This is a genomic window from Pseudomonas sp. A-1, assembly GCF_004801855.1.
Classification (GTDB): Bacteria; Pseudomonadota; Gammaproteobacteria; order Pseudomonadales; family Pseudomonadaceae; genus Geopseudomonas.
Window position 1 is genome coordinate 40,579 of the sequence record NZ_SSTC01000021.1, and the last position, 24,404, is coordinate 64,982.

Genomic DNA, 24,404 nt, shown 5'->3' on the forward strand with positions numbered 1-24,404 from the left:
GTCCCTGGGGTGCGCACGGCGCACCCTACCGGCGAGATCCGTAGCCTGTGGCGTACCCTGGCGTGCTCCGTAGGGTGCGCCCTGCGCACCTGAGCCTTCGCCACGGGGCTAGTCTGTAAAGATGCTCCCGCATCGCCGAGGCCGCCCCATGTCCGCCGAACGCCAGGCCCAGCTCGCCCGCTACCGCTGCAACCTGCAGGGCGAAATCGACAGCGCCGCGCTGTATCGCGCCCTCGCCCGCTACGAAAGCCGCCCGGAGCTGGGCGAGCTGTACCGCCGCCTGGCCGCCATCGAGGAGCGCCATGCCGAGTTCTGGCGCACGCAGTTCCGCCAGCTCGGCGCCAGCGCGCCTGAGCTGGCGCCGAGCTGGCGCACCCGCCTGCTGATCCGCATCGCCCGCCTGCTCGGCCCGGACTGGGTGATCGGCGCCGCCGCCTCGCTGGAGCAGATCGACCGCGGCCAGTACGACGACCAGCCGGAAGCCTGCGATACCGGCATGCCCGGTCAGGAGCGCTCCCACGCCCGCCTGCTCAACGAACTGGCCCGCGGCCGGCGCAACACCTGGAACGGCCGCCTGTTCGCCAGCCTGGAGGGTCGCCACGGCGCCGGCGGCGGCAACGCCCTGCGCGCCGCGGTGCTCGGTGCCAACGACGGCCTGATCTCCAACTTCAGCCTGGTGATGGGCGTGGCCGGCGCTGCCTTCGCTGCCGACGCCCTGCTGCTCACCGGAGTGGCCGGCCTGCTCGCCGGCGCCTGCTCGATGGCCCTCGGCGAGTGGCTGTCAGTGCAGAACGCCCGCGAGCTGTACGAGCAGCAGATCGCCACCGAGCGCGACGAACTGGAAATGGTGCCCGACGAGGAAGCCGAGGAACTGGTGCTGATCTACCGCGCCAAGGGCCTCGACGAGGGCAAGGCGCGCGCCATGGCCGAAGGCATCATGGCCGACAAGAGCCGCGCGCTGGACACTCTGGTGCGCGAGGAGCTGGGCGTCGATCCCGACGACCTCGGCGGCTCGGCCTGGCTGGCGGCGATCACTTCCTTCGTGGTGTTCAGCCTCGGCGCGCTGATCCCGGTGCTGCCGTTCCTGCTGCTCGACGGCCAGGCCGCGGTACTGGCCTGCGCCCTGTTCAGCGCCGGCGGGCTGTTCCTGATCGGCGCCCTGGTAACCCTGTTCACCGGCCGCGGCCTGCTCTACTCCGGCCTGCGCCAGGTGGCCTTCGGCCTCGGCGCGGCGGCGATCACCTACGGGCTGGGGCACTGGCTGGGGGTGACGGTGGGAGGCTGAGCCGCCAGTGAGTTCGTCGGCCCGGCGCACGCACACGCCACCGCTGGCTAGGCTTTCCCTGACGCACCGCAGCCCGGTGCGTCGGGAGGCCCACATGAAAGAACACGCCCACCGGCCAGGCGCCAGCGAACGCCTGGCCCTGCTGCGCCACTTCGCCGAGCCGCTGCCGGGCGTGGACAGCGCCGAGTTCGCCGCGCTGTTCGACCGCTACGCCGACGCCCGCGTGGTGCTGATCGGCGAGGCCAGCCACGGCACCAGCGAGTTCTACCGCGCCCGCGCGGCCATCACCCGCCGGCTGATCGAAAAACACGGCTTCAGCATAGTCGCCGTCGAGGCCGACTGGCCGGACGCCGCGCAGATCGACCGCCAGGTGCGCGCTCAGGAGCCGCCCACCTGGACGCGCCAGGCCTTCCGGCGCTTCCCCACCTGGATGTGGCGCAACCGCGAGGTCGCCGGGTTCTGCGCCTGGCTCACGCAACACAACGCGGCGCTGCCCATGGCGCGGCGCGTCGAGTTCCGCGGCCTCGACGTGTACAGCCTGAGCGCCTCGATCAGCGCGGTGCTCGACTACCTGGACCGCACCGACGCCGAGGCGGCGCAGGCCGCGCGCCAGCGCTACGGCTGCCTGAAGCCCTGGGAGAATGCGCCGGCGCTGTACGGACGCAACGTCCTGCACGGCCAGCGCTCCTGCGAGGACGCGGTGGTCGAACAGCTGCGCGCCCTGCTCGAACAGCGCCTGGAGCACCTGGCCGAGGGCGGCGAGGCGTTCTTCGACGCCACCCAGAACGCCCGCGTGGTGCAGGCCGCCGAGCAGTACTACCGGGCCATGTACCACGGCTCGGTCGCCTCGTGGAACCTGCGCGACCAGCACATGTTCGACAGCCTCGAGCGTCTACTGGAGCACCGCGGCCCGGCGGCGAAGGCGGTGGTCTGGGCGCACAACTCGCACATCGGCAACGCCAGCGCCACCGCCATGGGCTGGGCCGGCGAGTTCAACATCGGCGAGCTGTGCCGCGACGCCTGGGGCCGCGAGGCGGTGCTGATCGGCATGGGCACCGACCGCGGCACGGTGGCGGCGGCCGACAACTGGGACGAGCCGATGCGGATCAAGCAGGTGCGCCCCTCGCGTCACGACAGCTGGGAGCAGGTGTTCCTGCAGGCCGGCATCCCCGCCTCGCTCACCGACTGGCGTGGCGACGCCCGCGATGAGCTGCGCGCCGCGCTGTCCGACACCCTGCTGGAGCGCGCCATCGGCGTGATCTACCGCCCGGAGAGCGAGCGGCAGAGCCACTACTTCGAGGCAGTGCTGGCCGAGCAGTTCGACGCCTGGCTGTGGCTGGAGCAGACCTGTGCGGTCACCCCGCTCGACCGGGAAACCCCGCACGGCGGCGAGGACGAGACCTGGCCGTTCGGGGAGTAGCCGGAAACGAACGAGCCGCGACAGGCGCGGCTCGTTTTCGACAGCGGAGCGGCTCAGGCCTTGGGCAGGGTCACCCCGGTCTGGCCCTGGTACTTGCCGCCGCGGTCCTTGTAGGACACTTCGCACTCCTCGTCGGACTGCAGGAACAGCATCTGCGCCACGCCCTCGTTGGCGTAGATCTTCGCCGGCAGGGTGGTGGTGTTGGAGAACTCCAGGGTCACGTGGCCTTCCCACTCCGGCTCGAGCGGGGTGACGTTGACGATGATGCCGCAGCGCGCGTAGGTGCTCTTGCCCAAGCAGATGGTCAGCACGTCGCGCGGGATGCGGAAGTACTCGACGGTTCGCGCCAGGGCGAAGGAGTTCGGCGGGATGATGCAGACGTCGCCCTTGACGTCGACGAAGCTCTTCTCGTCGAAGTTCTTCGGGTCGACGGTGGCCGAATGGATGTTGGTGAACACCTTGAATTCGTCGGCGCAGCGCACGTCGTAGCCGTAGCTGGACACCCCGTAGGAGATGACCCGGTCGGAATCGGCACCGCGCACCTGACGCTCGACGAAGGGCTCGATCATGCCGTGCTCGAGGGCCATGCGGCGAATCCACTTGTCCGATTTGATGCTCATGGCGGGTGTCCTGCTCAGGCTGTGCGAGATAAAGGTCGGGCGCGCATCTTACCGGGGCGCAAAGCCCGGTTCAAAGGCTTGCCGACCACGAGTCTCGACCTGCCGCCGGTCGCTTGCGGCAAAAAAATGAAAATAAAGCTCGCTTCCTGGCGCAAAACGCGTATGGTGGCTGCAGCTGCTGCATGTGTCACCGTGAATCGCTACAAAATGTCCGGATCTCAATCCAGTCATTGCTACGACTCCTAACTCCTTGCATTCAGTTCCCGGCCCGGAATTTCCAGGTCACCCACCTTTTCAAACTCATGCAAGGAGACATTCACATGTCCAATCGCCAAACCGGTACCGTCAAGTGGTTCAACGATGAGAAAGGCTTCGGCTTCATCACCCCGCAATCCGGTGACGACCTCTTCGTACACTTCCGCGCCATTCAGAGCGACGGCTTCAAGAGCCTGAAAGAAGGCCAAGCCGTTTCTTTCGTCGCGACCCGCGGCCAGAAAGGCATGCAAGCCGAGGAAGTCCAGGTCATCTGACCTGTTCTTTCCCGCAAAAGACCCCGCCCAGGCGGGGTTTTTTTATGCCTGCGATTTCTTCCCGAGACGGGCGACGGCAACGCCGCCGCCCGTCTCGCGGATCAATCCTCGCTGATGCTGATGCTCGGCATCGCCGGCGCCGTCTGGCGCACCAGCCGCGCGCCAACCTTGCGCGCCAGCTGCTGGTAAAGCAGCGCCAGCGGACCGTCCGGCTCGGCCACCACGGTCGGCTTGCCGCCGTCGGCCTGCTCGCGGATGGCCATGGCCAGCGGCAGGGAGGCCAGCACCTCGACGCCGTACTGCGCGGCCAGCTTGGCCCCGCCGCCCTCGCCGAACAGGTGCTCAGCATGCCCACAGTTCGAGCAGATGTGCACCGCCATGTTCTCCACCACGCCGAGCACCGGGATGTTGACCTTGGTGAACATCTCCACGCCCTTCCTGGCATCCAGCAGGGCCAGGTCCTGCGGGGTGGTGACGATCAGCGCGCCGGCCACCGGCACCTTCTGCGCCAGGGTCAGCTGGATGTCGCCGGTGCCCGGCGGCATGTCCACCACCAGGTAGTCGAGGTTGTCCCAGGCACTCTGGGTGATCAGCTGCAGCAGTGCGCCGGAGGCCATCGGGCCGCGCCAGACCATCGGCGTGCGCTCGTCGGCGAGGAAGGCCATCGACATCACCTGCACGCCATGGGCCTCGAGCGGCACGAACCACTGGCCGTCCCTCACCTGCGGGCGGGTGCCGTCCTTGATGCCAAGCATCAGGCCCTGGCTGGGGCCATAGATGTCGGCGTCGAGGATGCCGACCCGCGCGCCCTCGCGGGCCAGCGCCAGCGCCAGGTTGGCGGCGGTGGTCGACTTGCCGACGCCGCCCTTGCCCGAGGCCACGGCGATGACGTTCTTCACCCCGGCCAGCGCCTGGGTCTGCGCCGGCACCTGGTGGGCGGGGATCACGCAGTCCACCTGCACCACGGCTTCGGTCACGCCGTCGAGATTCTCCAGCCCGGACTTGAGCAGCTCGGCCCAGCCGGCCTTGAACAGCCCGGCGGCGTAGCCCAGCTCCAGACGCACGCGCACGCGGCCGCCGTCGATGGCGACGTCGCGCAGGCAGCCGGCGCTGACCGGGTCCTGATCGAGATGCGGATCAAGGTACTGACGCAGAACCGCCTCGACGGCGGCGCGGGTGACGGCACTCATGGGTGACTCCCGGGAAGAATGGTTGAGCGGAACGGGGGGATATCCTACCCGAGCGCCAGCCCCGCGGATGAAAAAAACCGCCCGTGCCTATATAGTTCCCGCCTTTCCCTGTTTCGCCAGTGCAGCCGATCATCATGTCCGAGCCCCGCCAGATTCTCGTTACCAGCGCCCTGCCCTACGCCAACGGCTCCATCCACCTGGGCCACATGCTCGAGTACATCCAGACCGACATCTGGGTGCGCTTCCAGAAACAGCGCGGCAACCAGTGCATCTACGTCTGCGCCGACGACGCCCACGGCTCGGCGATCATGCTGCGCGCCGAGAAGGAAGGCATCACGCCCCAGCAGCTGATCGACGGCGTGCAGGCCGAGCACAGCGGCGATTTCGCCGACTTCCTGGTCAACTTCGACAACTTCCACTCGACCCACTCGATCGAGAACCGCGAGCTGGCCACCGGCATCTACCTGAAGCTGCGCGAGGCCGGACACATCGCCACCCGCTCGGTGACCCAGTACTTCGATCCCGAGAAGGGCATGTTCCTCGCCGACCGCTTCATCAAGGGCACCTGCCCGAAGTGCGGCGCCGAGGACCAGTACGGCGACAACTGTGAGAAGTGCGGCGCCACCTACGAGCCGACCGAGCTGAAGGACCCGCGCTCGGCGATCTCCGGCGCCACCCCGGTGCTGCGCGACTCCAAGCACTTCTTCTTCAAGCTCCCCGACTTCGAAACGATGCTCAAGCAGTGGACCCGCGGCGGCGCCCTGCAGGACGCGGTGGCCAACAAGATCGCCGAATGGCTGGACGGCGGCCTGCAGGAGTGGGACATCTCCCGCGATGCACCCTACTTCGGCTTCGAGATCCCCGACGAGCCGGGCAAGTACTTCTACGTCTGGCTGGACGCGCCGGTCGGATACATGGCCAGCTTCAAGAACCTCTGCGCGCGCCGCCCGGAGCTGGACTTCGACGCCTTCTGGAACAAGGATTCCACCGCCGAGCTGTACCACTTCATCGGCAAGGACATCGTCAACTTCCACACCCTGTTCTGGCCGGCGATGCTGGAAGGCGCCGGCTACCGCAAGCCGACCGCGGTCAACGTGCACGGCTACCTGACCGTCAACGGCCAGAAGATGTCCAAGTCGCGCGGCACCTTCATCAAGGCGCGCACCTACCTGGATCACCTCAATCCCGAGTACCTGCGCTACTACTACGCCAGCAAGCTGTCGCGCGGCGTGGACGATCTGGACCTCAACCTCGAGGACTTCGTGCAGAAGGTCAACTCGGACCTGGTCGGCAAGGTGGTCAACATCGCCAGCCGCTGCGCCGGCTTCATCCACAAGGGCAACGCCGGGGTGATGGTCGACGCCAATCCCGAGCCCGAGCTGTGGGAGGCCTTCCAGGCCGCCGCGCCGAGCATCGCCGAGGCCTACGAGCACCGCGACTTCGGCCGCGCCATGCGCGAGATCATGCATCTGGCCGACCGCGCCAACGCCTGGATCGCCGACAAGGCGCCGTGGGCGCTGAACAAGGTCGAGGGCAAGCAGGCCGAGGTCCAGGAGATCTGCGCCTTCGGCGTCAACCTGTTCCGCCAGCTGGTGATCTTCCTCAAGCCGGTGCTGCCCAACCTGGCCGCCGCCGCCGAGGGCTTCCTCAACGTCGCCCCACTGACCTGGCAGGACCACGAGCTGCGCCTGGCCAACCACCAGCTCAACCCGTTCACCCCGCTGATGACCCGTATCGAACCCGCGAAGATTGACGCCATGATCGAAGCCTCCAAGGAAGACCTCGCCGCCCAGAGCACCGAAGCCGCCCCGACCGGCAACGGCGAACTGGTCAAGGAGCCGCTGGCTGCGGAAATCAACTTCGACGCCTTTGCCGCGGTGGACCTGCGCATCGCCCTGATCGAGAAGTGCGAGTTCGTCGAGGGCGCCGACAAGCTGCTGCGCCTGACCCTGGACATCGGCGACGCCAAGCGCAACGTGTTCAGCGGCATCAAGTCCGCCTACCCGGACCCGAGCAAGCTGGAGGGCCGCCTGACCCTGTACGTGGCCAACCTGGCGCCGCGCAAGATGAAGTTCGGCCTGTCCGAGGGCATGGTGCTGGCCGCCGGCCCGGGCGGCGAGGAGATCTTCCTGCTCAGCCCGGACGCCGGCGCCAAGCCGGGCCAGCGCGTGCACTGACTGCTGGCACGTCGATGGTTCCCATGCTCCGCGTGGGAACCCCGCCTTGGACGCTCCGCGTCCAGCCGCAGGAGCGGCTCGGGCCGCATGCCCACGCAGGAGCGTGGGCATGATCGGAACCTCACGCGGGCACGCATCACCGATTTTTCCCGCCGCCGCGGTTAAACTTGGCGGCCTCGCTTTCTGAACCACGCAAGGACGCATGAAGAAATCCACCGTCGTATTCACCAGCGTGCTCACCGGCGGCGTGCTGATGTCCGTCCTCCACCACGACGCGGTCTACCGCGACCGCTACGCCAGCCAGGAGGAGTGCCAGGCCGACTGGGCCCAGCACGCCTGGGCCTGCGAGCCCGAGAGCAGCGGCGGCAGCGGTGGCTCCGGCTACGTCGGCGTCAGCCGCTATCTCGGCCCCAGCTACGAGGACGGCTCCCGCCCCTACACGGCCCGCCAGCACCTGGTGCAGACCCGGCAGATGGTCGCCCGTGGCGGCTTCGGCAGCTCCGGGGCGCGCTTCTCGGGGGGCGGCTGATGCAGCGCCGTGCCTTCACCCCGCGACCGCACTGGCGCGCCCAGTGCGAGCAGCTGGGCTTCACCTTCCACAGCATCGACGGCACCTACTGGGACGAGTCGGCCGCCTACGAGTTCACCCTGGAGCAGATCGAGACGCTGGAAAGCGCCAGCGAGGACCTGCACCAGCGCTGCCTGGAGGCGGTGGACTGGATCGTCCGCCATGAGCACTTCGCGCCCTTCGCCCTGCCGCCGCGCGCCCGCGAGCTGATCGTCGACTCCTGGCAGCGGCAGGAGCCCAGCCTGTACGGACGCTTCGACTTCTCCTGGGACGGCACGGGCGCGCCGAAGCTGCTCGAGTACAACGCCGACACCCCCACCGGCCTGCTGGAAGCCAGCGTGGTGCAGTGGTTCTGGCTGCAGGACGTGCTGCCGGACGCCGACCAGTTCAACTCGCTGCACGAGCAGCTGATCGAGCGCTGGCGGGCGCTCGATCCCGGCGGTCCGGTGCACTTCGCCGCCCTCGCCGGCCATGAGGAGGACACCGGCAACGCCCTGTACCTGCTGGACACCGCGCACCAGGCGGGCCTGGCCAGCGACTACCTGCCGATCGAGCGGATCGGCTTCGATGCCGCGCGGCACTGCTTCGTCGACGAAGGCGGCCGGCCGATCCGCCACTGCTTCAAGCTGTATCCGTGGGAATGGCTGCTGGAGGACGAATTCGGTGCCCACGTGGCGACCAGCGGCATCCGCTTCCTCGAACCGGCGTGGAAGCTGCTGCTGTCGTGCAAAGCGCTGCTGCCGATCCTCTGGCGGCTGTTTCCCGAGCACCCCAACCTGCTGCCGGCCAGCTTCGGCGACGACCTGCCGCTGCCCCACGTGCGCAAGCCGCTGTATTCGCGCGAGGGCGAGAACATCCGCATCGTCAGCGAGGGCGGCATCCTGGCCAGCGACGGCCCGCATGGCCAGGCGCCGTGCATCTGGCAGGCGTATGCGCCGCTGCCGGAGTTCGCCGGCAACTACCCGGTGCTCGGCTGCTGGATGGTCGGCGAGCGCGCCGCGGGCCTGGGCATCCGCGAGGATGCCGGGCCGATCACCCGCGACAGCAGCCGCTTCGTGCCGCACTTCTTCCGCAACGCCTGAGCCCACCGAATCCAAGGAGATCCCGTCGTGGACCTGCTGCAAACCCTGCCCAGCTTCCTCGCCTACTTCGCCACTGCGCTGGCCCTGTTCGGCCTGTTCGCCAGCCTGTACATCCGCCTGACGCCCTACGCCGAACTGGAACTGATCCGTGCCGGCAACCTCGCCGCCGCCCTGGCCCTGATCGGCGCGCTGCTCGGCTTCGCCCTGCCGCTGGCCAGCAGCATCGCCCACAGCACCAGCCTGCTCGACATGCTGGTGTGGGGCTGCATCGCCATGCTGGTGCAGGCGCTGGTCTACCTGGCGGTCGCCCGGCTGCTCCCCGAGCTGCGCCAGGGCATCACCGGCAACTGCCTGGCCCACGGCCTGTTCCTCGGCGGCAGCGCCCTGTGCGCCGGCCTGCTCAACGCCGCCTGCATGGTCTACTGACCCCCCCGCAGGCGCCGGCGCCTCTGGCCCGCGCCTGCGACAAGGGCGCTCGCGACAATGGGACGCACCGCGCTCCGAGCCGGCTGCAAGCCACGCTAATAGCCGGACACGCGGCATTTATTCCAAAAAGAGCTTAAAAGCGCCCAGCCCGCTCCGCTTGTACGCTATGAACGGGTTCACGATAATATGCGCCCCCTTTATCCACCGGCGCGAGTCTCCCTGCCCATGACCGAATTCGCCCTCATCCTGGTCAGCGCCATTCTGGTCAACAACTTCGTGTTGGTGCAGTTCCTTGGCCTCTGCCCGTTCATGGGGGTTTCGAAGAAGATCGAAACCGCCATCGGCCTGGCGCTGGCCACCACCTTCGTGCTGACCCTGGCCGCCATGTGCTGCTACCTGGTGCAGCAGTACGTGCTCAAGCCGCTGGATCTCGAGTTCCTCAAGACCATCACCTTCATCCTGGTGATCGCCGTGGTGGTGCAGTTCACCGAGATGGTGGTGAACAAGACCAGTCCCGTGCTGTACCGCGTGCTCGGCATCTTCCTGCCGCTGATCACCACCAACTGCATCGTGCTCGGCGTGGCCCTGCTCAACGCCAACAAGGCCGAGTTCACCTTCTTCACCGCCACCGCCAACGGCTTCGCCGCCGGCCTGGGCTTCTCCCTGGTGCTGGTGCTGTTCGCCGCCATGCGCGAACGCATCGCCATCGCCGACGTGCCCAAGCCGTTCCGCGGCGCGGCCATCGGCCTGGTCACCGCCGGCCTGATGTCGCTGGCGTTCATGGGCTTCACCGGATTGATCAAGCTATGAGTCTGGTCCTCATTGCCGTCGTTGCCCTGGCCGCGATCTGCCTGATCGCCGGCGCCATCCTCGGCTATGCCGCGGTGCGTTTCCGCGTCGAGGGCGACCCCATCGTCGAGCAGATCAACGCCCTGCTGCCGCAGACCCAGTGCGGCCAGTGCGGCTACCCGGGCTGCAAGCCCTACGCAGAGGCCATCGCCGGCGGCGACAAGATCAACAAGTGCCCGCCCGGCGGGCAGACCACCGTGCAGGCGCTGGCCGACCTGCTCGACGTCGAGGCCGAACCGCTCGACGCCGCCGGCGGCGAGAAGCCGCGCATGGTCGCCTTCATCCGCGAGGCCGAGTGCATCGGCTGCACCAAGTGCCTGCAGGCCTGCCCGGTCGACGCCATCGTCGGCGCGGCGCGGCAGATGCACACGGTGATCAAGGACGAGTGCACCGGCTGCGACCTGTGCGTGGAGCCCTGCCCGGTGGACTGCATCGACATGCTCGAGGTGGGCGGCAGCGTGCAGAACTGGAAGTGGGAGCGCCCGCTCCCGCCCGGCCAATTGATCGCCAGCGACCGGGAGCAGGCCGCATGAACGTACGCGCGAAGATCTGGGACATCCCCGGCGGCATCCATCCGCCGGAGCGCAAGGAACTGTCCAACCGCACACCGATCCAGTCGGCGCCGCTGCCCAGGCAGCTGACCCTGCCGCTCAGCCAGCACATCGGCGCGCCGGCCGAACCCTGCGTGGCAGTCGGCGAGCGGGTGCGCAAGGGCCAGAAGATCGCCGAGGCCGCCGGCTTCGTCAGCGTCCCGGTGCATGCGCCGACCTCCGGCACCGTGACCTTCATCGGCCCGCAGCCCTACCCGCACGCCTCCGGCATGCTGGCCCCGGCCATCGTCATCGAGGCCGACGGTCTGGACGAATGGTGCGAGCTGGCCCCCTGCGCCGACTTCCGCGCCCTGGCGCCCGAGGAGCTGCTGGGGAGGATCCGCGACGCCGGCATCAACGGCCTGGGCGGCGCCGGTTTCCCCACCGCGGTCAAGCTCACCGCGCGGCCGCAGCAGAAGATCCACACCCTGGTGATCAACGGCACCGAGTGCGAGCCGTACATCACCGCCGACGATGTGCTGATGCGCGAGAAGGCCGCCGAACTGGTGGTCGGCATCGACATCCTGGCCCAGCTGATCCAGCCGGACGAGGTGCTGATCGGCATCGAGGACAACAAGCCGGAGGCCATCGCCGCGGTGCGCGCCGCCCTCGGCGAGCGCAGCTACCAGCTGCGCGTGTTCCCCACCAAATACCCGTCGGGGGGCGAGCGGCAGCTGATCCAGATCCTCACCGGCCGCGAAGTGCCAGCCGGCGGCCTGCCGGCGGACATCGGCATGCTCTGCCAGAACGTCGGCACCGCGGTGGCGGTGCACGACGCCGTGGTGCTCGGCCGGCCGCTGATCGCGCGGATCGTCACCCTCACCGGCGAGGCGCTGGCCCGGCCGATGAACGTCGAGGCGCTGATCGGCACTCCGGTCGGCGAGCTGCTGGCCTTCGCCGGCCTCGACGCGAACAAGATGGACCGCCTGATCATGGGCGGACCGATGATGGGCTTCACCCTGCCGGCACTCGACGTGCCGCTGGTCAAGACCACCAACTGCCTGCTGGCGCCGACAAGCAAGGAACTGCCGCCGCCGCCGCCGGCCATGCCGTGCATCCGCTGCGGCGAGTGCGCCCTGGCCTGTCCGGCCAGCCTGCTGCCGCAGCAGCTGCACTTCTTCGCCCTCGGCCAGGAGCACGAGCAGCTCAAGGCGCACAACCTGTTCGACTGCATCGAGTGCGGCGCCTGCGCTTATGTCTGCCCGTCGAGCATCCCGCTGGTGCAGTACTACCGGGCGGCCAAGGCGGAAATCCGCGAGCTGGAGCAGAAGCAGCAGAAGGCCGAGCACTCCAAGCAGCGCTTCGAGCTGCGCCAGGAGCGCCTGCGCCGCGAGGAAGAGCGCAAGGAAGAGGAGCGCAAGGCGCGCGCCGAGAAGGCCGCACGCGCCAAGGCCGCCCAGGCCGAAACTGCCGCCAAGCCCGAGGAAGCTGCCGCACCGGCCTCCAGCGCGGCGAGCGAGGAACTCAAGCGCCTGAAGATCGAGGCCAGCATGGCCCAGGTGGCGCTGAAGAAGGCCGAGAAGCAACTGGCCCAGCACGATACACCCGAACTGCACGCCCAGGTCGCCGAGCTGCGCGCCGCGCTGGAAGCCGCACAGAAGGCCCTCGCCGAAGCCCAGGCCTCCGCTCCGGCCGCGCCCGCCGCCGCCAAGCCGGCCGGCGACGAGGCGCTGAAGAAGGCCAAGATCGAAGCCGCCATGCTCAAGGCGCAGATCCGCAAGCTGGAGAAGCTCGAGGCCCCGGACGCCGAACAGCAGGCCGAACTGGCGAAGCTGCGCGAGCAGCTCGCCGCCGCCGACCAGGCGCTGGCCGCCGCCGAAAGCGCCGCGCCCGCTCCCGCCGCCGCCAGGCCGGCCGGCGACGAGGCTTTGAAGAAGGCCAAGATCGAGGCCGCCATGCTCAAGGCGCAGATCCGCAAGCTGGAGAAGCTCGAGGCCCCGGACGCCGAACAGCAGGCCGAACTGGCCAGGCTGCGCGAGCAGCAGGCGCACGCGGAGAAGGCCCTGGCCACGCTGGAACAGCAGGCCGCCGCACCGGCGCCCGCGCCGGCCGAACCGGCCAGGGCCGAGATCGACCCGCTGAAGAAGGCCAAGGTCGAGCTGGCGATGAAGCGCGCCGAGCTGAAGAAGGCCGAGAAGGCTGGCGCGGGCGAAGCCGAGCTGGCCCGGCTGCGCGAGGCGCTGGCAGGCGCCGAGCAGGCCCTGCACGCCGCCGAGGACGCCTCCAGCAAGCCGGCGCCGGAGCTGGTGCGCACCGACAAGCGCCCGGTCGACGAGGCCACCCGCGCCCTGAAGACCGAGGTCGCCTTCGCCCGCGCCGACCTGCGCAAGCTGGAGCGCGACGAGAACGCCGACCCGGCCGCGCTGGAGGCTGCTCGCGCGCGACTGGCCGAGGCCGAAGGCAGGCTGGCGGAGCAGCAGAGCACATGACCGTAGGGTGGGTTAGCCGCCTGCGGCGTAACCCACCGATGCCGGCGACAGCCGTAACCCACCCTACGAACCCCAAGATCATCGCCGGTCACCACCGGCAGGCGGAGGGCAACCTCCCCAGGCAAGCCCACAACGGAGCACCCATGGCCCTGCCCCGCATCACCTCGCCCCACGCCACGGGCAGCAACCGCACCCAGAAGGTCATGCAGCTGGTGCTGCTGGCCACCGTGCCCGGCATCCTGGTGCTGACCTGGCTGTACGGCTTCGGCACGCTGATCAACCTCCTCTGGGCCAGCGCCGTCGCCCTCGGCTGCGAAGCCGCGGTGCTGCGCCTGCGCCGGCGCCCGGTGGCCTTCTTCCTGCGCGACTACAGCGCGGTGCTCACCGCCGTGCTGCTGGCCCTGGCCCTGCCGCCCTACTCGCCCTGGTGGCTGACCCTGGTAGCCACCGCCTTCGCCATCGTGTTCGGCAAGCAGCTGTTCGGCGGCCTCGGCCAGAACCCGTTCAACCCGGCGATGCTCGGCTACGTGGTGGCGCTGATCTCCTTCCCGGTGGAGATGACCAGCTGGCCGGCGCCGCGCGGCTTCGAGGCGGTCAGCCCGACCCTCGGCCTGGTCGAGGGCCTGCAGCGCATCCTCGGCCTGACCGCCGGCCTGCCGGACGCCTGGACCCAGGCCACTGCGCTGGACGCGCTCAAGGTCAACAAGAGCCTGACCATCGCCGAGCTGTGGCAGAGCAACCCGGCGTTCGGCAGCCTCGGCGGCTACGGCGCCGAGGCGGTCAACCTGGCCTTCCTCGCCGGCGGCCTGTTCCTGCTGTACAAGCAGGTGTTCACCTGGCACGCGCCGGTCGGCATGCTCGCCGCCCTCGGCCTGATGAGCCTGCTGTTCTGGAACGGCTCGGGCTCCGACTCCAACGGCTCGCCGCTGTTCCACCTGCTCACCGGCGCCAGCATGCTCGGCGCGTTCTTCATCGTCACCGACCCGGTGTCCGGCGCCACCAGCCTGCTCGGCCGGGTGATCTTCGGTGCCGGCGTCGGCATCCTCGCCTACGTGATCCGCACCTGGGGCGGCTACCCGGACGGCGTGGCCTTCGCCGTGCTGCTGATGAACCTGGCCGCGCCGACCATCGACTACTACACCCGTCCGCGCACCTACGGCCACCGCAAGCCGGAACGCGGCTTCAAGCTGGGAGACTGAGGCCATGCTGCCGGAAATGCCGCGCTCGATGCTGCGCAACGCCCTGATCCTCGGCCTGTTCGCCGTCGCCACCGTCGGCGTGGTGGCCGTCACCCAGCAGGGCACCGCCTCGCGCATCGCCGCTGCCGAACGCGAGGCGCAGGTGCGTGCGCTGGCCGAGATCCTGCCGCAGGGCAGCTACGACAACCACCTGCTGGACAATCGCCTCGACCTCGTCGACCCGCTGCTCGGCAGCGACAGGCCGTTGCCGGCCTACCTGGCGCTGAAGGGTGGCCAGCCGAGCGCCATAATCCTCCAGGCCGTGGCCCCGGACGGCTACAGCGGCAGCATCCGCCTGCTGGTCGGCATCCACGCCGACGGCCGCCTGGCCGGCGTGCGCGTGCTGGCGCACAAGGAAACCCCGGGCCTGGGCGACAAGATCGAGCTGGCCAAGAGCCCCTGGGTGCTGGCCTTCAACGGCAAGTCGCTGGTCGACCCGGGCGAGGCCGGTTGGGGCGTGAAGAAGGACCAGGGCGTGTTCGACCAGTTCGCCGGCGCCACCATCACCCCGCGTGCGGTGGTCAAGGCGGTACACCACGCCCTGCAGTATTTCGACGGGCACAAGGCCGAGCTGTTCGCCCAGGCCGCCGCCCAACCGACGCCCGAACAGGAGCGCGCGCAATGAGCCAGAGCTACCGCGAAATCGCCGTCAACGGCCTGTGGAAGAACAACCCCGGCCTGGTCCAGCTGCTCGGCCTGTGCCCGCTGCTCGGCACCAGCAACTCGACGGTCAACGCCCTCGGCCTCGGCCTCGCCACCGCGCTGGTGCTGGCCTGCTCCAACGCCGCGGTGTCGAGCATCCGCAGCGTGACCCAGACCGCCGTGCGCCTGCCGGCCTTCGTGATGATCATCGCCGCGCTGACCACCTGCATCGAGCTGTTGATGCAGGCGTTCACCTACGAGCTGTACCAGATCCTCGGCATCTTCATCCCGCTGATCACCACCAACTGCGTGATCCTCGGCCGTGCCGACGGTTTCGCGGCGAAGAACGGCGTCGCCCGCTCGGCGTTCGACGGCCTGATGATGGGCACCGGCTTCGGCCTGGTGCTGCTGGCGCTCGGCGCCATCCGCGAGCTGCTCGGCACCGGCACGCTGTTCGCCAACATGGAGCTGCTGTTCGGCCCGATCGCCGCCAGCTGGGAACTCAACCTGTTCGGCAGCGACTACAAGGGCTTCCTGCTGGCCATCCTGCCGCCCGGCGCCTTCCTGGTGCTGGGCCTGCTGATCGCCGGCAAGAACATCCTCGACGAGCGCGCCGAAGAACGCGCCAGGGCCAGCCAGCCGGCTCCCGAGCCCGCACCGAGCCGCCGCGTGCGCGTCACCGGAGTGGTGGAATGAATGCGGCCAAGCGCGCGGAGATCTTCCGCCGCCTGAAGGAGGACAATCCCGAGCCGACCACCGAGCTGGAATACCAGAGCGTCTTCGAGCTGCTGGTGGCGGTGATCCTCTCCGCCCAGGCCACCGACGTCGGCGTCAACAAGGCCACCGCCAGGCTGTTCCCGGTGGCCAACACTCCGGAGGCGATCCACGCCCTCGGCGTCGAGGGCCTCGAGCAGTACATCAAGACCATCGGCCTGTACCGCAGCAAGGCGAAGAACGTCATCGAGGCCTGCCGCCTGCTCATCGAGCGCCACGACAGCGTGGTGCCGAGCACCCGCGAGGAACTGGAGGCGCTGCCCGGGGTCGGCCGCAAGACCGCCAACGTGGTGCTCAACACCGCCTTCCGCCAGCCGGCCATGGCGGTCGACACCCACATCTTCCGGGTCAGCAACCGCACCGGCATCGCCCCCGGCAAGACCGTGCTGGAGGTGGAGAAGAAGCTGGTCAAGTTCGTGCCGAAGGAATATCTGCTCGACGCCCACCACTGGCTGATCCTGCACGGCCGCTACGTGTGCAAGGCGCGCAAGCCGCAGTGCGGCAGCTGCCGGATCGAGGATCTGTGCGAGTACAGGCACAAGACTTCCGACGATTGATCCGATATAGGATTCCTTCTCAGGCGATAAATAAATTCTTTTTTACCCTCCAGAATTTTGCCGCTATAAGGTGCGCAAAACGGTCCTCTGATCTCTGGAGTAGCAGTCATGGCCCAAGCCAAACCCGACCTCGACCTGGATGAAGACTTCGTCGTCGACGCCGAAGCGGATGACACCGACGCCAAGGATGCACCGACCAGCAAGAGCAACCTGGCCAAGCGCCGCGTGATCGACAACCTGCTGGAAGAGCGCCGCCTGAAGAAGCGGCTCGCCGACTACGACTTCGATCTGTAACCGCCCTCGCGTGCGGTCCGCGCCGCGCCCCTACCCTTGTCCTGCTTGCCACCGCCCGGCCTCGCGCCGGGCGGGGCTGTCCCTGCCGGCCGGCACTTTGCCGCGTCCCCTCGCGCGCCGTACAATCGCCCCCCTCTCGCACGAGGCCCCGCCCCGTGCCCTGCAGCATACGGACGGCGCTGCGCCGCCGTCGAAGACTGCAGCGCGGCGGTGTCCGGAACCACCGCGAGACAGTCCATGAGCAATGCCACCACCTCCCCACGCCCGCTACTGCAGCGGCTCGCCCGCACCAGCCTGGTCACCCAGATCGTCATCGGCCTGATCGCCGGCATCCTGCTCGCGCTGATCTCCCCGCAGGCAGGCCAGTCCGTCGGTTTCGTCGGCAACCTGTTCGTCGCCGCGCTCAAGGCCGTGGCGCCGCCACTGGTGTTCCTGCTGGTGACCTCGGCCATCGCCAGCCACAAGCGCGGCCAGCAGACCCACATCCGCCCGGTGCTGGTCCTCTACCTGATCAGCACCCTGGCCGCAGCCCTGGTCGGCGTGAGCGCCAGCTTCCTGTTCCCCTCGACCCTGGTGCTGAACGGCACGGGCGCCGAGGCCAGCGCTCCCGGCGGCATCGGCGAGGTGCTGGCCGCGCTGCTGGGCAGCCTGCTCACCAACCCGGTGCGCGCCCTGCTCGACGCCAACTTCATCGGCATCCTGGCCTGGGCCATCGGCCTGGGCATCGCGCTGCGCCACGGCAGCGACACCACCCGTACCGTGCTGCACGACCTGTCCCACGGCGTGTCGGAGATCGTCCGCGTGGTGATCCGCTTCGCCCCGCTGGGCGCCTTCGGTCTGGTCGCCGCGGCGCTGGCCGAGGCCGGCCTCGACGCGCTGCTCGGCTACGCCCGCCTGCTGGCAGTGCTGGTCGGCTGCATGCTGCTGGTCGCCCTGGTGGTCAACCCGCTGATCGTGTACTGGAAGATCCGCCGCAACCCCTACCCGCTGGTGCTGACCTGCCTGCGCGAGAGCGGCATCACCGCCTTCTTCACCCGCAGCTCGGCGGCCAACATCCCGGTCAACCTGCAGCTGTGCGAGCGCCTGGGCCTGCACGAGGACACCTACTCGGTATCGATCCCGCTGGGCGCCACCATCAACATGGCCGGCGCGGCCATCACCATCAGCGTGCTGACCCTGGCCGCGGTGCACACCCTGGGCATCGCCGTGGACATCCCCACCGCCCTGCTGCTCTGCGTGATCGCCTCGATCAGCGCCGCCGGCGTCTCCGGCGTGGCCGGCGGCTCGCTGCTGCTGATCCCGCTGGCCACCAGCCTGTTCGGCGTCCCCAGCGAGATCGCCATGCAGGTGGTGGCCATCGGCTTCATCATCAGCATCGTCCAGGACTCCACCGAGACCGCGCTGAACTCCTCCACCGACGTGCTGCTCACCGCTGCCGCCTGCATGGCGAAGCGGGACTGACCGCCCGGCCCCCGTGCCTCCGCGCAGGCTGCACGGGCTCCGAACTCAGGCGCCGGTCGAGGGGAACACCAGGACGAAGCGGGTACCCTCGGCATCGCTGCTCACCCGCACGCTGCCGCCGTGCAGCTGCATGATCGAGCGCACGATGGCCAGACCGAGGCCGCCGGTGTCGCCCGGCTGGGCCCGCGAAGGGTCGCAGCGGTAGAAGCGCTCGAACAGCCGCGGCAGGTGTTCGGCGCCGATCGGCTCGCCCGCGTTGTGCACGGCGATCTCCAGCGCCGTCGCCGTGCGCCGGCTGTCGATGCTCACCGCGGTGCCCGGCGTGGCATGGCGCAAGGCGTTGGCCAGCAGGTTGGCCAGCGCCCGGCGCAGCAGCTGGGCATCGGCCTGCAGGCTGCCCTGCGCGCGGTTGACCAGGCGCAGCTCGCGCTCCTCGGCCATGCCCTCGAAATACTCGCAGAGCTGCTCGGCCAGCCCGTGCAGGTCGACCGCCTCGCGACTGACCGAGGCCTGCGGCTGCTCGGTGCGGGCGAGGAACAGCATGCTGTCGATCATCCGCGCCAGCCGCTCGTATTCCTCCAGGCAGGAGGCCAGCAGGTTCTCGTACTCCTCGCTGCTGCGCGGCTGGCGCAGGGTCTGCTGGGTCTGGCCCATCAGGTTACCCAGCGGCGTGCGCATCTCGTGGGCGAGGTCCTCGGAAAAGCGCGACAGCTGGGCGAAGCCGTCCTCCAGGCGGGCGAGCATGCGGTCGAGGGCGACGCTCAGGCCGCGCAGCTCGCTGACCTGCTCGCCGCCGGCCAGGCGCAGGTGCAGGTGCTGCACGTCGATACCCTCGGCGCGCGCCGCCAGCCGGCGCAGCGGACCCAGGGCGCGCTGGCTGACCGCCCAGCCGAGCAGGAAGGCCAGCAGCGCGCCGACCGCCAGCGCCAGCCACAGCTTGAGGCGGTAGGCGGCGAGCATCTGCCCACGCTCGGCGAGCAGCTTGCCGGCGACCAGGGTCAGCGCGCCGTCCTCGCCGGCCACCTGCAGCCAGGCCAGTCGCGCGCTGCCGTCGGCGCTGTCGGCCAGGCGCACCTGCGCCGTCGCCGGCAGGCGCGGCAGCGCCAGTTGCGCCGGGTTGACCTCGATCAGCGCGCGACCCTCGGCGTCGAGCAGCCACAGCAGGCTGTCGCGGTTGCCGAGCATGTTGCCGTACAGCTGCGGACGCTGGCGCAGCGCATCGATGCTGGCGCTGTCGTCGAGCAGCCCGCGCATGCGCTCCAGGCGGCCGAGCAGCGCCTGGTCGTCGCGCCAGGCGATCTCGCGCTCCAGCGAGGCGTACAGGTAGAAGCCGATGACGCCGAGCAGCAGCACGCCGACCAGGGCGAACAGCAGCGCCAGGCGCAGGCTCAGGGCGCGCGGCCACAGGCTCACTCCGCCACCTCCAGCACGTAGCCCATGCCGCGCACGGTGTGGATCAGCTTGCACGGATAGGGATCGTCGACCTTGGCGCGCAGGCGGCGGATCGCCACGTCGACCACGTTGGTGTCGCTGTCGAAGTTCATCTGCCAGACCTGCGAGGCGATGAAGGCGCGCGACAGCACCTCGCCCTCGCGGCTGAGAAGCAGGTGCAGCAGGGCGAACTCCTTGTTGGTCAGGTTGAGGCGCTCGCCGCCGCGGGTCATCCGGCGGCGCAGCAGGTCGAGCTCGAGATCGGCGACCTGGAAGCGCTCGACCTCGCGCGGCGGGCCGCGGCGCAACAGGCTGCGCACCCGCGCCAGCAGCTCAGCGTAGGAGAACGGCTTGACCAGGTAGTCGTCGGCGCCCAGCTCCAGGCCGCGCACCCGGTCCTCCACCGCGTCGCGGGCGGTGAGGAACAGCACCGGGGTCGGCGCGCGGCGGCGGATCTCCTGCAGCAGCTGCCAGCCGTCCAGCCCCGGCAGCATGACGTCGAGGATGATCAGGTCGAACTCGCTTTCGCGGATCAGGTGCAGGCCGTCCAGGCCGTCGCGCGCCACCTCGACCAGATAGCCGTCCTCGCTCAGGCCCCGGCCCAGGTAATCCGCCGTCTTCGCCTCGTCTTCCACCACCAGTATGCGCATCGCCGCCTCCTCCTCGCTGGCGCATAGGCTAGGCCTTCGCGCGCGTTTCGCCCATTACAAAGCGGTAATCCGCCGGCAATCGGTTTGAGCGGCAGCGCCTGCGAGGATGGCGACCGTTCCCAGCACAGCCACGGAGAAGCCCATGTCCCAGCGTATCGCCCTGTTGTCCCTGCCCGGCCTCGCCCTGTGCGCCGCCAGTGCGCTGGCCGCGCCGGTCGGCGTCGCCGAGCGCGCCGACGTATCCCTCGAGCTGGCCAACCGCCTGCTCGACGCCACCCTCGCCGCCTGCCATGCCGACGGCCGCACCGCGGTGGCCGCGGTGCTCGACCGCGGCGGCAACCTGGTCGCCCTGCAGCGCGACGACAACGTCGGCCCGCACAACACCCTGGCCGCGCAGCGCAAGGCCTACACCGCGCTGTCGACCAAGACCCCCAGCGGCCTGCTCGCCGAGCGCGCCCGCAGCAACCCCGAGGCAGCCAACCTCAACACCCTGGACGAGCTGCTGCTGCTCGGCGGCGGCCTGCCGCTGAAGGTCGGCGACCAGGTGATCGGCGCCATCGGCGTGGCCGGCGCCGGTGGCGCGGCCAACGACGAGGCCTGCGCGCAGCAGGCCATCGACCGCGTCCTTACGCAAACCCTCTGAACCTTGCCAATCCACGAACCGAGGAGATCCTCCATGACCCTGTTCAAGCAACTCTGCGCCGGTGCCCTGCTCGCCAGCCTGTCCTCCCTGGCGCTGGCCGCCGGCAACCCGCTCAGCGTGCACGTGCTCAATCTGGAGAACGGCCTGCCCTCGCCGGGCGTCGAGGTGACCCTGGAGAAGCAGGCCGGCAACGCCTGGCAGGCGCTGAGCAGCGCCACCACCAACGAGCAGGGGCGCATCACCGCGCTGTTCCCGGAAGGCCAGAGCCTGGAGAAGGGCACCTACCGGGTGACCTTCAAGACCGGCGAGTGGTTCACCGAGCACAAGGCCGCGACCTTCTTCCCCGAGGTGCCGGTGATCTTCAGCGCCGATGGCAGCGTGCCGCACTACCACATCCCGCTGCTGCTCAGCCCCTACGGCTACTCGACCTATCGCGGCAACTGATCCCTTCCACCACCGCGCCTGCCCCGTCGAACGCCGACGGCGGCAGGCGCCCCGCCTCATACAGGTTCGACCATGAACATGCGCCTCATCGCCCTGCCCCTGCTGCTGATCGCCGGCCTAGCCCAGGCCGAGGACAGCGACGTGCAGCCCTACCGCTATGGCAGCCAACCGGACATCGCGCGGGTACTGCGGATCGACAAGCCGGCCAGCCCGCGCTGCGAGGTCGTCACCGCGGTGATGACCTACCGCGACTCGACCGACGACCTGCGCCGGCTGTCCTACCTCACCACCTCCGAGGCCTGCACGCGGCAGAACTGAGTGGCCGCCCCGCAACGACGAAGCCCCGCACATCTGGCGGGGCTTCGTCGTTGCGGACGTTTCAGTCCTTGCGCTGCGGCGACAGCAGCTCGATCTTGTAGCCGTCAGGATCCTCGACGAACGCCAGGATGCTCGAGCCGTGCTTCATCGGCCCCGGCTCACGGGTGATCCTGCCGCCGCGGGCACGGATATCCTCGCAGGCCTTGTAGACGTCCTCGACTTCCAGGGCGATGTGGCCGTAGCCGGTGCCCAGCTCGTAGCTGTCGACGCCCCAGTTGTAGGTCAGCTCGATCACGCTGTTCTCGGCCTCGTTGCCGTAGCCGACGAAGGCCAGGGTGAACTGGCCGTCCGGGTAGTCCTTGCGGCGCAGCAGGGTCATGCCCAGCACTTCGGTGTAGAAGGCGATCGACTTGTCCATATCGCCAACCCGCAGCATGGTGTGCAGCAGTCTCATCGGGATTCTCCTTGGTCGGTTGCGCAGGAGCCGGATTCTACCCTGTTGTCGCGCTGCCCATGCAGTGCCGCTGGCGTCAGCGGCCGCCGAGCTGCCGCAGACGCTCGGCCGTGGGCGGATGAGTGGAAAGATAGCTCGACCAGCCATCCTCCGGCTCCTCGCAAGGCATAGCCTGCGGGCATTTGCGCGCGTCCCGCTCCAGGCGCATCAGCATGCTGCCCAGCAGGGCCGGATCGATACCCTGGCTGACCATAAGCTCGGCGGCGAAGCGGTCCGCCTCGTGCTCGAAATCGCGCGAGTAACCGAGCTGGGTCAGGATCACCGGTATGCCGGCGATCAGCGACGATACCGAAGACAGGTCGCCGGTCACCGTCATCGCCAGCAGGCCGAGTGCCGAACCCTGCAGGACCTGGCGCAGGCCGTGGCGGCGTTCGATGTGGCCGATCTCGTGGGCCAGCACGCCGAGCAGTTCCTCGTCGCGCTCGGCCAGCCTCACCAGCTGGTCGGTGAAGACCACCGTGCCCGAGGGCAGCGCGAAGGCGTTCGCGCCCAACTCGGCGGCCGCCTTGCGGAACTCGAGGCGGATCGGCAGGCCGCTGCTCGCCATCATCGCCGCGAAGCGCTGGCGCAGCCGCGCCTGCTCCCCGGCGGGCAACTCGGAAGGAAACAGCAGCTCGTCGTCGAGCAGCTCGAGCACCCCCTCGCCGACCTGCCGACTGACCGTCGCCGGCAGGGCGAAGGCGGTGGCTTCGGCCAGCTGGGGGATGCCATGACGAACGCCGCCCCAGACGAAGGCGACGGTCACCAGCAGGCCGAGCAGCACGTAGCGCAGGCTGGACTCCAGGCGATGCACCAGGCCATGCCGGCGGCCCTGGCCGGCGAGCAGCCGGTCGACGCCGGCGTTGTCGGCGGTCTCGAAGCAGGCGCCGTCGGCGAAGCGCAGCATACGCGGCGTGCTGCCCAGCCGCGAACTGACCACCACCTCGGCCAGCGGCAGCGGCCCGGCCAGCAGCTCGTCACCTGCGGTCACCCGCAGGCGACCGGCGGCGCACAGCAGCCTGGCCGCCACCGGCCGTGACGAGGTTCCGGCGAACCAGGTACCGGCCAGCACGTGCTCGGCCGCTGCGCTCACAGGGCCAGTTCCACGTCGAACATCTCGCCGAGTTCGCCGCCGAGGGAGGACACCTCCTCGCGCCGGGCGGCGACAAAGCCGTCGAGATCGTCGCAGGCGACCAGCGTCATGTGCTCGGCGGCGTAGCGCGCGGTGCGCACCCTCGCCCATGGATAGAACAGGCCCAGCGTCAGCAGCGTACCGAGCATGTTGCCCAGCATCAGGCGGATGAAGCTGCCCAGCTCGTAGCGCGCGGCCAGGCGGTTGTCGCCGAGCACCAGGTTGCCGTAGACGAGGTTGGTGAACCTGACGCTGAAGTAGGCGAACATCAGCAGATAGCCCGTCACCGCCACGACCGGCACCAGCACCGGCACCAGACCGCGTACCACGCCCAGCAGCAGAGCGGTCAGGACGCCGATGCCCAGCATCGCCAGGAAGGCCATGTAGAACGGACGCGCCCCGACGTCGAGCTCGAAACGCGCGGTGCCATAGCGGCTGTTGCCAGCGATGAAGCTCTGCTGCTTGTGCATGGTCAGCGGCGTCAGGATGCCCAGGGTCAGCGCGCTCAGCAGCGGCCACACCAGGAAGACCATCGCCGCTTCGCCATAGCGGCCATCGAAGCCGAAACGCACCCCGCGCCAGGCGCTGTTGCTGTTGCGGAAGCTCAGCCCGCGCACGACGATCCACGGCAGCGCGGCGATGAACAGCAGACTCACCAGCAGTCCGAGCGCCACCGAGAACTCGCCGACGACGGAGTAGATCAGCAGGCAGGCGAAGGCGATCAGCCGTCCCTTGAGGATCTTCAGCGGATCGGCCAGGTAATCGAAGCTGCTGCCGTCCAGCTGGGTGTTGCCGTAGAAGTAGCGCTGCGTGCGCACCTTGGCCCAGGCCGAATAGATGCCCAAGGTGACGATGGACAGCAGGATGTTGACGATCCAGATGCGGAAGAACTCGAAGCCGTTGCCGTTGAACTGGAAGGGCAGCTGCCGCCGCGCGGCCGGCCGGTCCGCCGGGGCATCCACGCCGGCCTTGAGCGGCGGAATGTCAGCAGCGCGTGGCGACACGCCATCGAAGACCACCCTTTCGCGCGGGCTGCCCGCCCGCCCAGACCCGGGCCGCTCGTGCGGAGCGTCGTCGTCCGGCCTGACGATCGCAAGCTGCACAGCCGCCGGCCGCGCTCCCGCGCCGGCGCCCTGCGCTGGCGGCGGCGCAGCGGGCCGG

Annotated in this window: 26 protein-coding genes; 19 read left to right on the forward strand and 7 right to left on the reverse strand. The window is 69.3% G+C overall.

Going from position 1 to position 24,404, the window contains the following annotated elements; translation table 11 throughout:
- Positions 1-148 precede the first annotated feature (148 nt).
- Together E5198_RS06690 and E5198_RS06695 are read left to right on the forward strand one after the other, a co-directional pair.
- On the forward strand, positions 149-1,285 hold the full coding sequence (locus E5198_RS06690; RefSeq protein ID WP_136489226.1) for a VIT1/CCC1 transporter family protein: 1,137 nt from the start codon (positions 149-151) through the stop codon (positions 1,283-1,285).
- A gap of 94 nt (positions 1,286-1,379) precedes the next feature.
- Complete coding sequence (locus E5198_RS06695; protein WP_136489227.1) at positions 1,380-2,705, forward strand: erythromycin esterase family protein; 1,326 nt, start codon at positions 1,380-1,382, stop codon at positions 2,703-2,705.
- A 53-nt stretch (positions 2,706-2,758) separates the two neighbouring features.
- On the opposite strand, the gene dcd is transcribed toward E5198_RS06695, so the two are convergent.
- Positions 2,759-3,325, reverse strand: coding sequence for a dCTP deaminase (gene dcd / locus E5198_RS06700; RefSeq protein WP_136489228.1), 567 nt, complete (start codon positions 3,323-3,325; stop codon positions 2,759-2,761).
- 320 nt (positions 3,326-3,645) lie between these two features.
- Here dcd and E5198_RS06705 point away from each other — a divergent pair, with 320 nt between their 5' ends.
- Complete coding sequence (locus E5198_RS06705; protein ID WP_090214305.1) at positions 3,646-3,855, forward strand: cold-shock protein; 210 nt, start codon at positions 3,646-3,648, stop codon at positions 3,853-3,855.
- 101 nt (positions 3,856-3,956) lie between these two features.
- On the opposite strand, the gene apbC is transcribed toward E5198_RS06705, so the two are convergent.
- The gene (gene apbC, locus E5198_RS06710) at positions 3,957-5,045 is read right to left on the reverse strand and encodes an iron-sulfur cluster carrier protein ApbC (protein ID WP_136489229.1); all 1,089 of its coding nucleotides are present in this window, start codon (positions 5,043-5,045) and stop codon (positions 3,957-3,959) included.
- A 134-nt stretch (positions 5,046-5,179) separates the two neighbouring features.
- Between apbC and metG the strand changes: the two genes are divergently transcribed.
- The 13 genes from metG (at position 5,180) to sstT (ending at position 18,132) form a co-directional block, all read left to right on the forward strand.
- The gene (gene metG / locus E5198_RS06715; protein ID WP_136489230.1) at positions 5,180-7,222 is read left to right on the forward strand and encodes a methionine--tRNA ligase; all 2,043 of its coding nucleotides are present in this window, start codon (positions 5,180-5,182) and stop codon (positions 7,220-7,222) included.
- A 202-nt stretch (positions 7,223-7,424) separates the two neighbouring features.
- Positions 7,425-7,751 carry a hypothetical protein gene (locus E5198_RS06720; protein WP_136489231.1) on the forward strand — a complete coding sequence of 109 codons (327 nt, stop codon included), beginning with the start codon at positions 7,425-7,427 and terminating at the stop codon, positions 7,749-7,751.
- Positions 7,751-8,872 (forward strand): glutathionylspermidine synthase family protein, encoded by a 1,122-nt coding sequence (locus E5198_RS06725; RefSeq protein WP_136489232.1) that lies wholly within the window; start codon positions 7,751-7,753, stop codon positions 8,870-8,872. The genes E5198_RS06720 and E5198_RS06725 overlap by 1 nt, the downstream gene beginning before the upstream one ends.
- 27 nt (positions 8,873-8,899) lie before the next feature.
- Positions 8,900-9,298: a DUF350 domain-containing protein gene (locus tag E5198_RS06730; protein ID WP_136489233.1), complete on the forward strand. Its 399-nt coding sequence runs from the start codon at positions 8,900-8,902 to the stop codon at positions 9,296-9,298.
- 225 nt (positions 9,299-9,523) lie between these two features.
- Positions 9,524-10,108 (forward strand): electron transport complex subunit RsxA, encoded by a 585-nt coding sequence (gene rsxA / locus E5198_RS06735; RefSeq protein WP_136489234.1) that lies wholly within the window; start codon positions 9,524-9,526, stop codon positions 10,106-10,108.
- Positions 10,105-10,680, forward strand: a complete 576-nt coding sequence (gene rsxB / locus E5198_RS06740) for an electron transport complex subunit RsxB (RefSeq protein WP_136489235.1) — start codon at positions 10,105-10,107, stop codon at positions 10,678-10,680. Before rsxA ends, rsxB begins: the two co-directional genes overlap by 4 nt.
- The gene (gene rsxC, locus E5198_RS06745) at positions 10,677-13,166 is read left to right on the forward strand and encodes an electron transport complex subunit RsxC (RefSeq protein ID WP_136489236.1); all 2,490 of its coding nucleotides are present in this window, start codon (positions 10,677-10,679) and stop codon (positions 13,164-13,166) included. Before rsxB ends, rsxC begins: the two co-directional genes overlap by 4 nt.
- Positions 13,167-13,309: 143 nt before the next feature.
- Positions 13,310-14,365 (forward strand): RnfABCDGE type electron transport complex subunit D, encoded by a 1,056-nt coding sequence (locus E5198_RS06750; RefSeq protein WP_136489237.1) that lies wholly within the window; start codon positions 13,310-13,312, stop codon positions 14,363-14,365.
- Between the two features lie 4 nt (positions 14,366-14,369).
- Positions 14,370-15,029 carry an electron transport complex subunit RsxG gene (gene rsxG / locus E5198_RS06755; RefSeq protein WP_136489238.1) on the forward strand — a complete coding sequence of 220 codons (660 nt, stop codon included), beginning with the start codon at positions 14,370-14,372 and terminating at the stop codon, positions 15,027-15,029.
- Positions 15,026-15,742 (forward strand): electron transport complex subunit E, encoded by a 717-nt coding sequence (locus E5198_RS06760; RefSeq protein ID WP_136489239.1) that lies wholly within the window; start codon positions 15,026-15,028, stop codon positions 15,740-15,742. Before rsxG ends, E5198_RS06760 begins: the two co-directional genes overlap by 4 nt.
- Positions 15,739-16,377 (forward strand): endonuclease III, encoded by a 639-nt coding sequence (nth, locus tag E5198_RS06765; protein WP_136489240.1) that lies wholly within the window; start codon positions 15,739-15,741, stop codon positions 16,375-16,377. The genes E5198_RS06760 and nth overlap by 4 nt, the downstream gene beginning before the upstream one ends.
- Positions 16,378-16,485: 108 nt before the next feature.
- Entirely contained in the window at positions 16,486-16,671 is a 186-nt protein-coding gene (locus E5198_RS06770) for a PA3496 family putative envelope integrity protein (protein WP_136489241.1), read from the forward strand.
- Between the two features lie 237 nt (positions 16,672-16,908).
- Positions 16,909-18,132 (forward strand): serine/threonine transporter SstT, encoded by a 1,224-nt coding sequence (sstT, locus tag E5198_RS06775; protein WP_136489242.1) that lies wholly within the window; start codon positions 16,909-16,911, stop codon positions 18,130-18,132.
- Between the two features lie 45 nt (positions 18,133-18,177).
- Here sstT and E5198_RS06780 read toward each other — a convergent pair whose 3' ends face one another.
- Both E5198_RS06780 and E5198_RS06785 read right to left on the reverse strand, forming a co-directional pair.
- Complete coding sequence (locus E5198_RS06780; protein WP_136489243.1) at positions 18,178-19,545, reverse strand: heavy metal sensor histidine kinase; 1,368 nt, start codon at positions 19,543-19,545, stop codon at positions 18,178-18,180.
- Positions 19,542-20,213 carry a heavy metal response regulator transcription factor gene (locus tag E5198_RS06785; protein WP_136489244.1) on the reverse strand — a complete coding sequence of 224 codons (672 nt, stop codon included), beginning with the start codon at positions 20,211-20,213 and terminating at the stop codon, positions 19,542-19,544. Before E5198_RS06785 ends, E5198_RS06780 begins: the two co-directional genes overlap by 4 nt.
- Positions 20,214-20,355: 142 nt before the next feature.
- Here E5198_RS06785 and E5198_RS06790 point away from each other — a divergent pair, with 142 nt between their 5' ends.
- The 3 genes from E5198_RS06790 to E5198_RS06800 all read left to right on the forward strand — a co-directional run bounded on the left by E5198_RS06790 (position 20,356) and on the right by E5198_RS06800 (position 21,618).
- Positions 20,356-20,856, forward strand: a complete 501-nt coding sequence (locus tag E5198_RS06790; RefSeq protein ID WP_136489245.1) for a heme-binding protein — start codon at positions 20,356-20,358, stop codon at positions 20,854-20,856.
- Positions 20,857-20,889: 33 nt separating this feature from the next.
- Positions 20,890-21,300 carry a hydroxyisourate hydrolase gene (gene uraH / locus E5198_RS06795; protein WP_136489246.1) on the forward strand — a complete coding sequence of 137 codons (411 nt, stop codon included), beginning with the start codon at positions 20,890-20,892 and terminating at the stop codon, positions 21,298-21,300.
- Between the two features lie 72 nt (positions 21,301-21,372).
- Positions 21,373-21,618: a DUF2790 domain-containing protein gene (locus E5198_RS06800; RefSeq protein WP_136489247.1), complete on the forward strand. Its 246-nt coding sequence runs from the start codon at positions 21,373-21,375 to the stop codon at positions 21,616-21,618.
- Positions 21,619-21,679: 61 nt separating this feature from the next.
- On the opposite strand, the gene gloA is transcribed toward E5198_RS06800, so the two are convergent.
- From gloA to E5198_RS06815, 3 genes are all read right to left on the reverse strand, one after another.
- Positions 21,680-22,072 (reverse strand): lactoylglutathione lyase, encoded by a 393-nt coding sequence (gene gloA / locus E5198_RS06805; protein WP_136489248.1) that lies wholly within the window; start codon positions 22,070-22,072, stop codon positions 21,680-21,682.
- Positions 22,073-22,148: 76 nt separating this feature from the next.
- Positions 22,149-23,204 carry a M48 family metallopeptidase gene (locus E5198_RS06810; RefSeq protein WP_218569041.1) on the reverse strand — a complete coding sequence of 352 codons (1,056 nt, stop codon included), beginning with the start codon at positions 23,202-23,204 and terminating at the stop codon, positions 22,149-22,151.
- Positions 23,201-24,247: a YjgN family protein gene (locus E5198_RS06815; RefSeq protein WP_218569042.1), complete on the reverse strand. Its 1,047-nt coding sequence runs from the start codon at positions 24,245-24,247 to the stop codon at positions 23,201-23,203. Before E5198_RS06815 ends, E5198_RS06810 begins: the two co-directional genes overlap by 4 nt.
- Positions 24,248-24,404 lie beyond the last annotated feature (157 nt).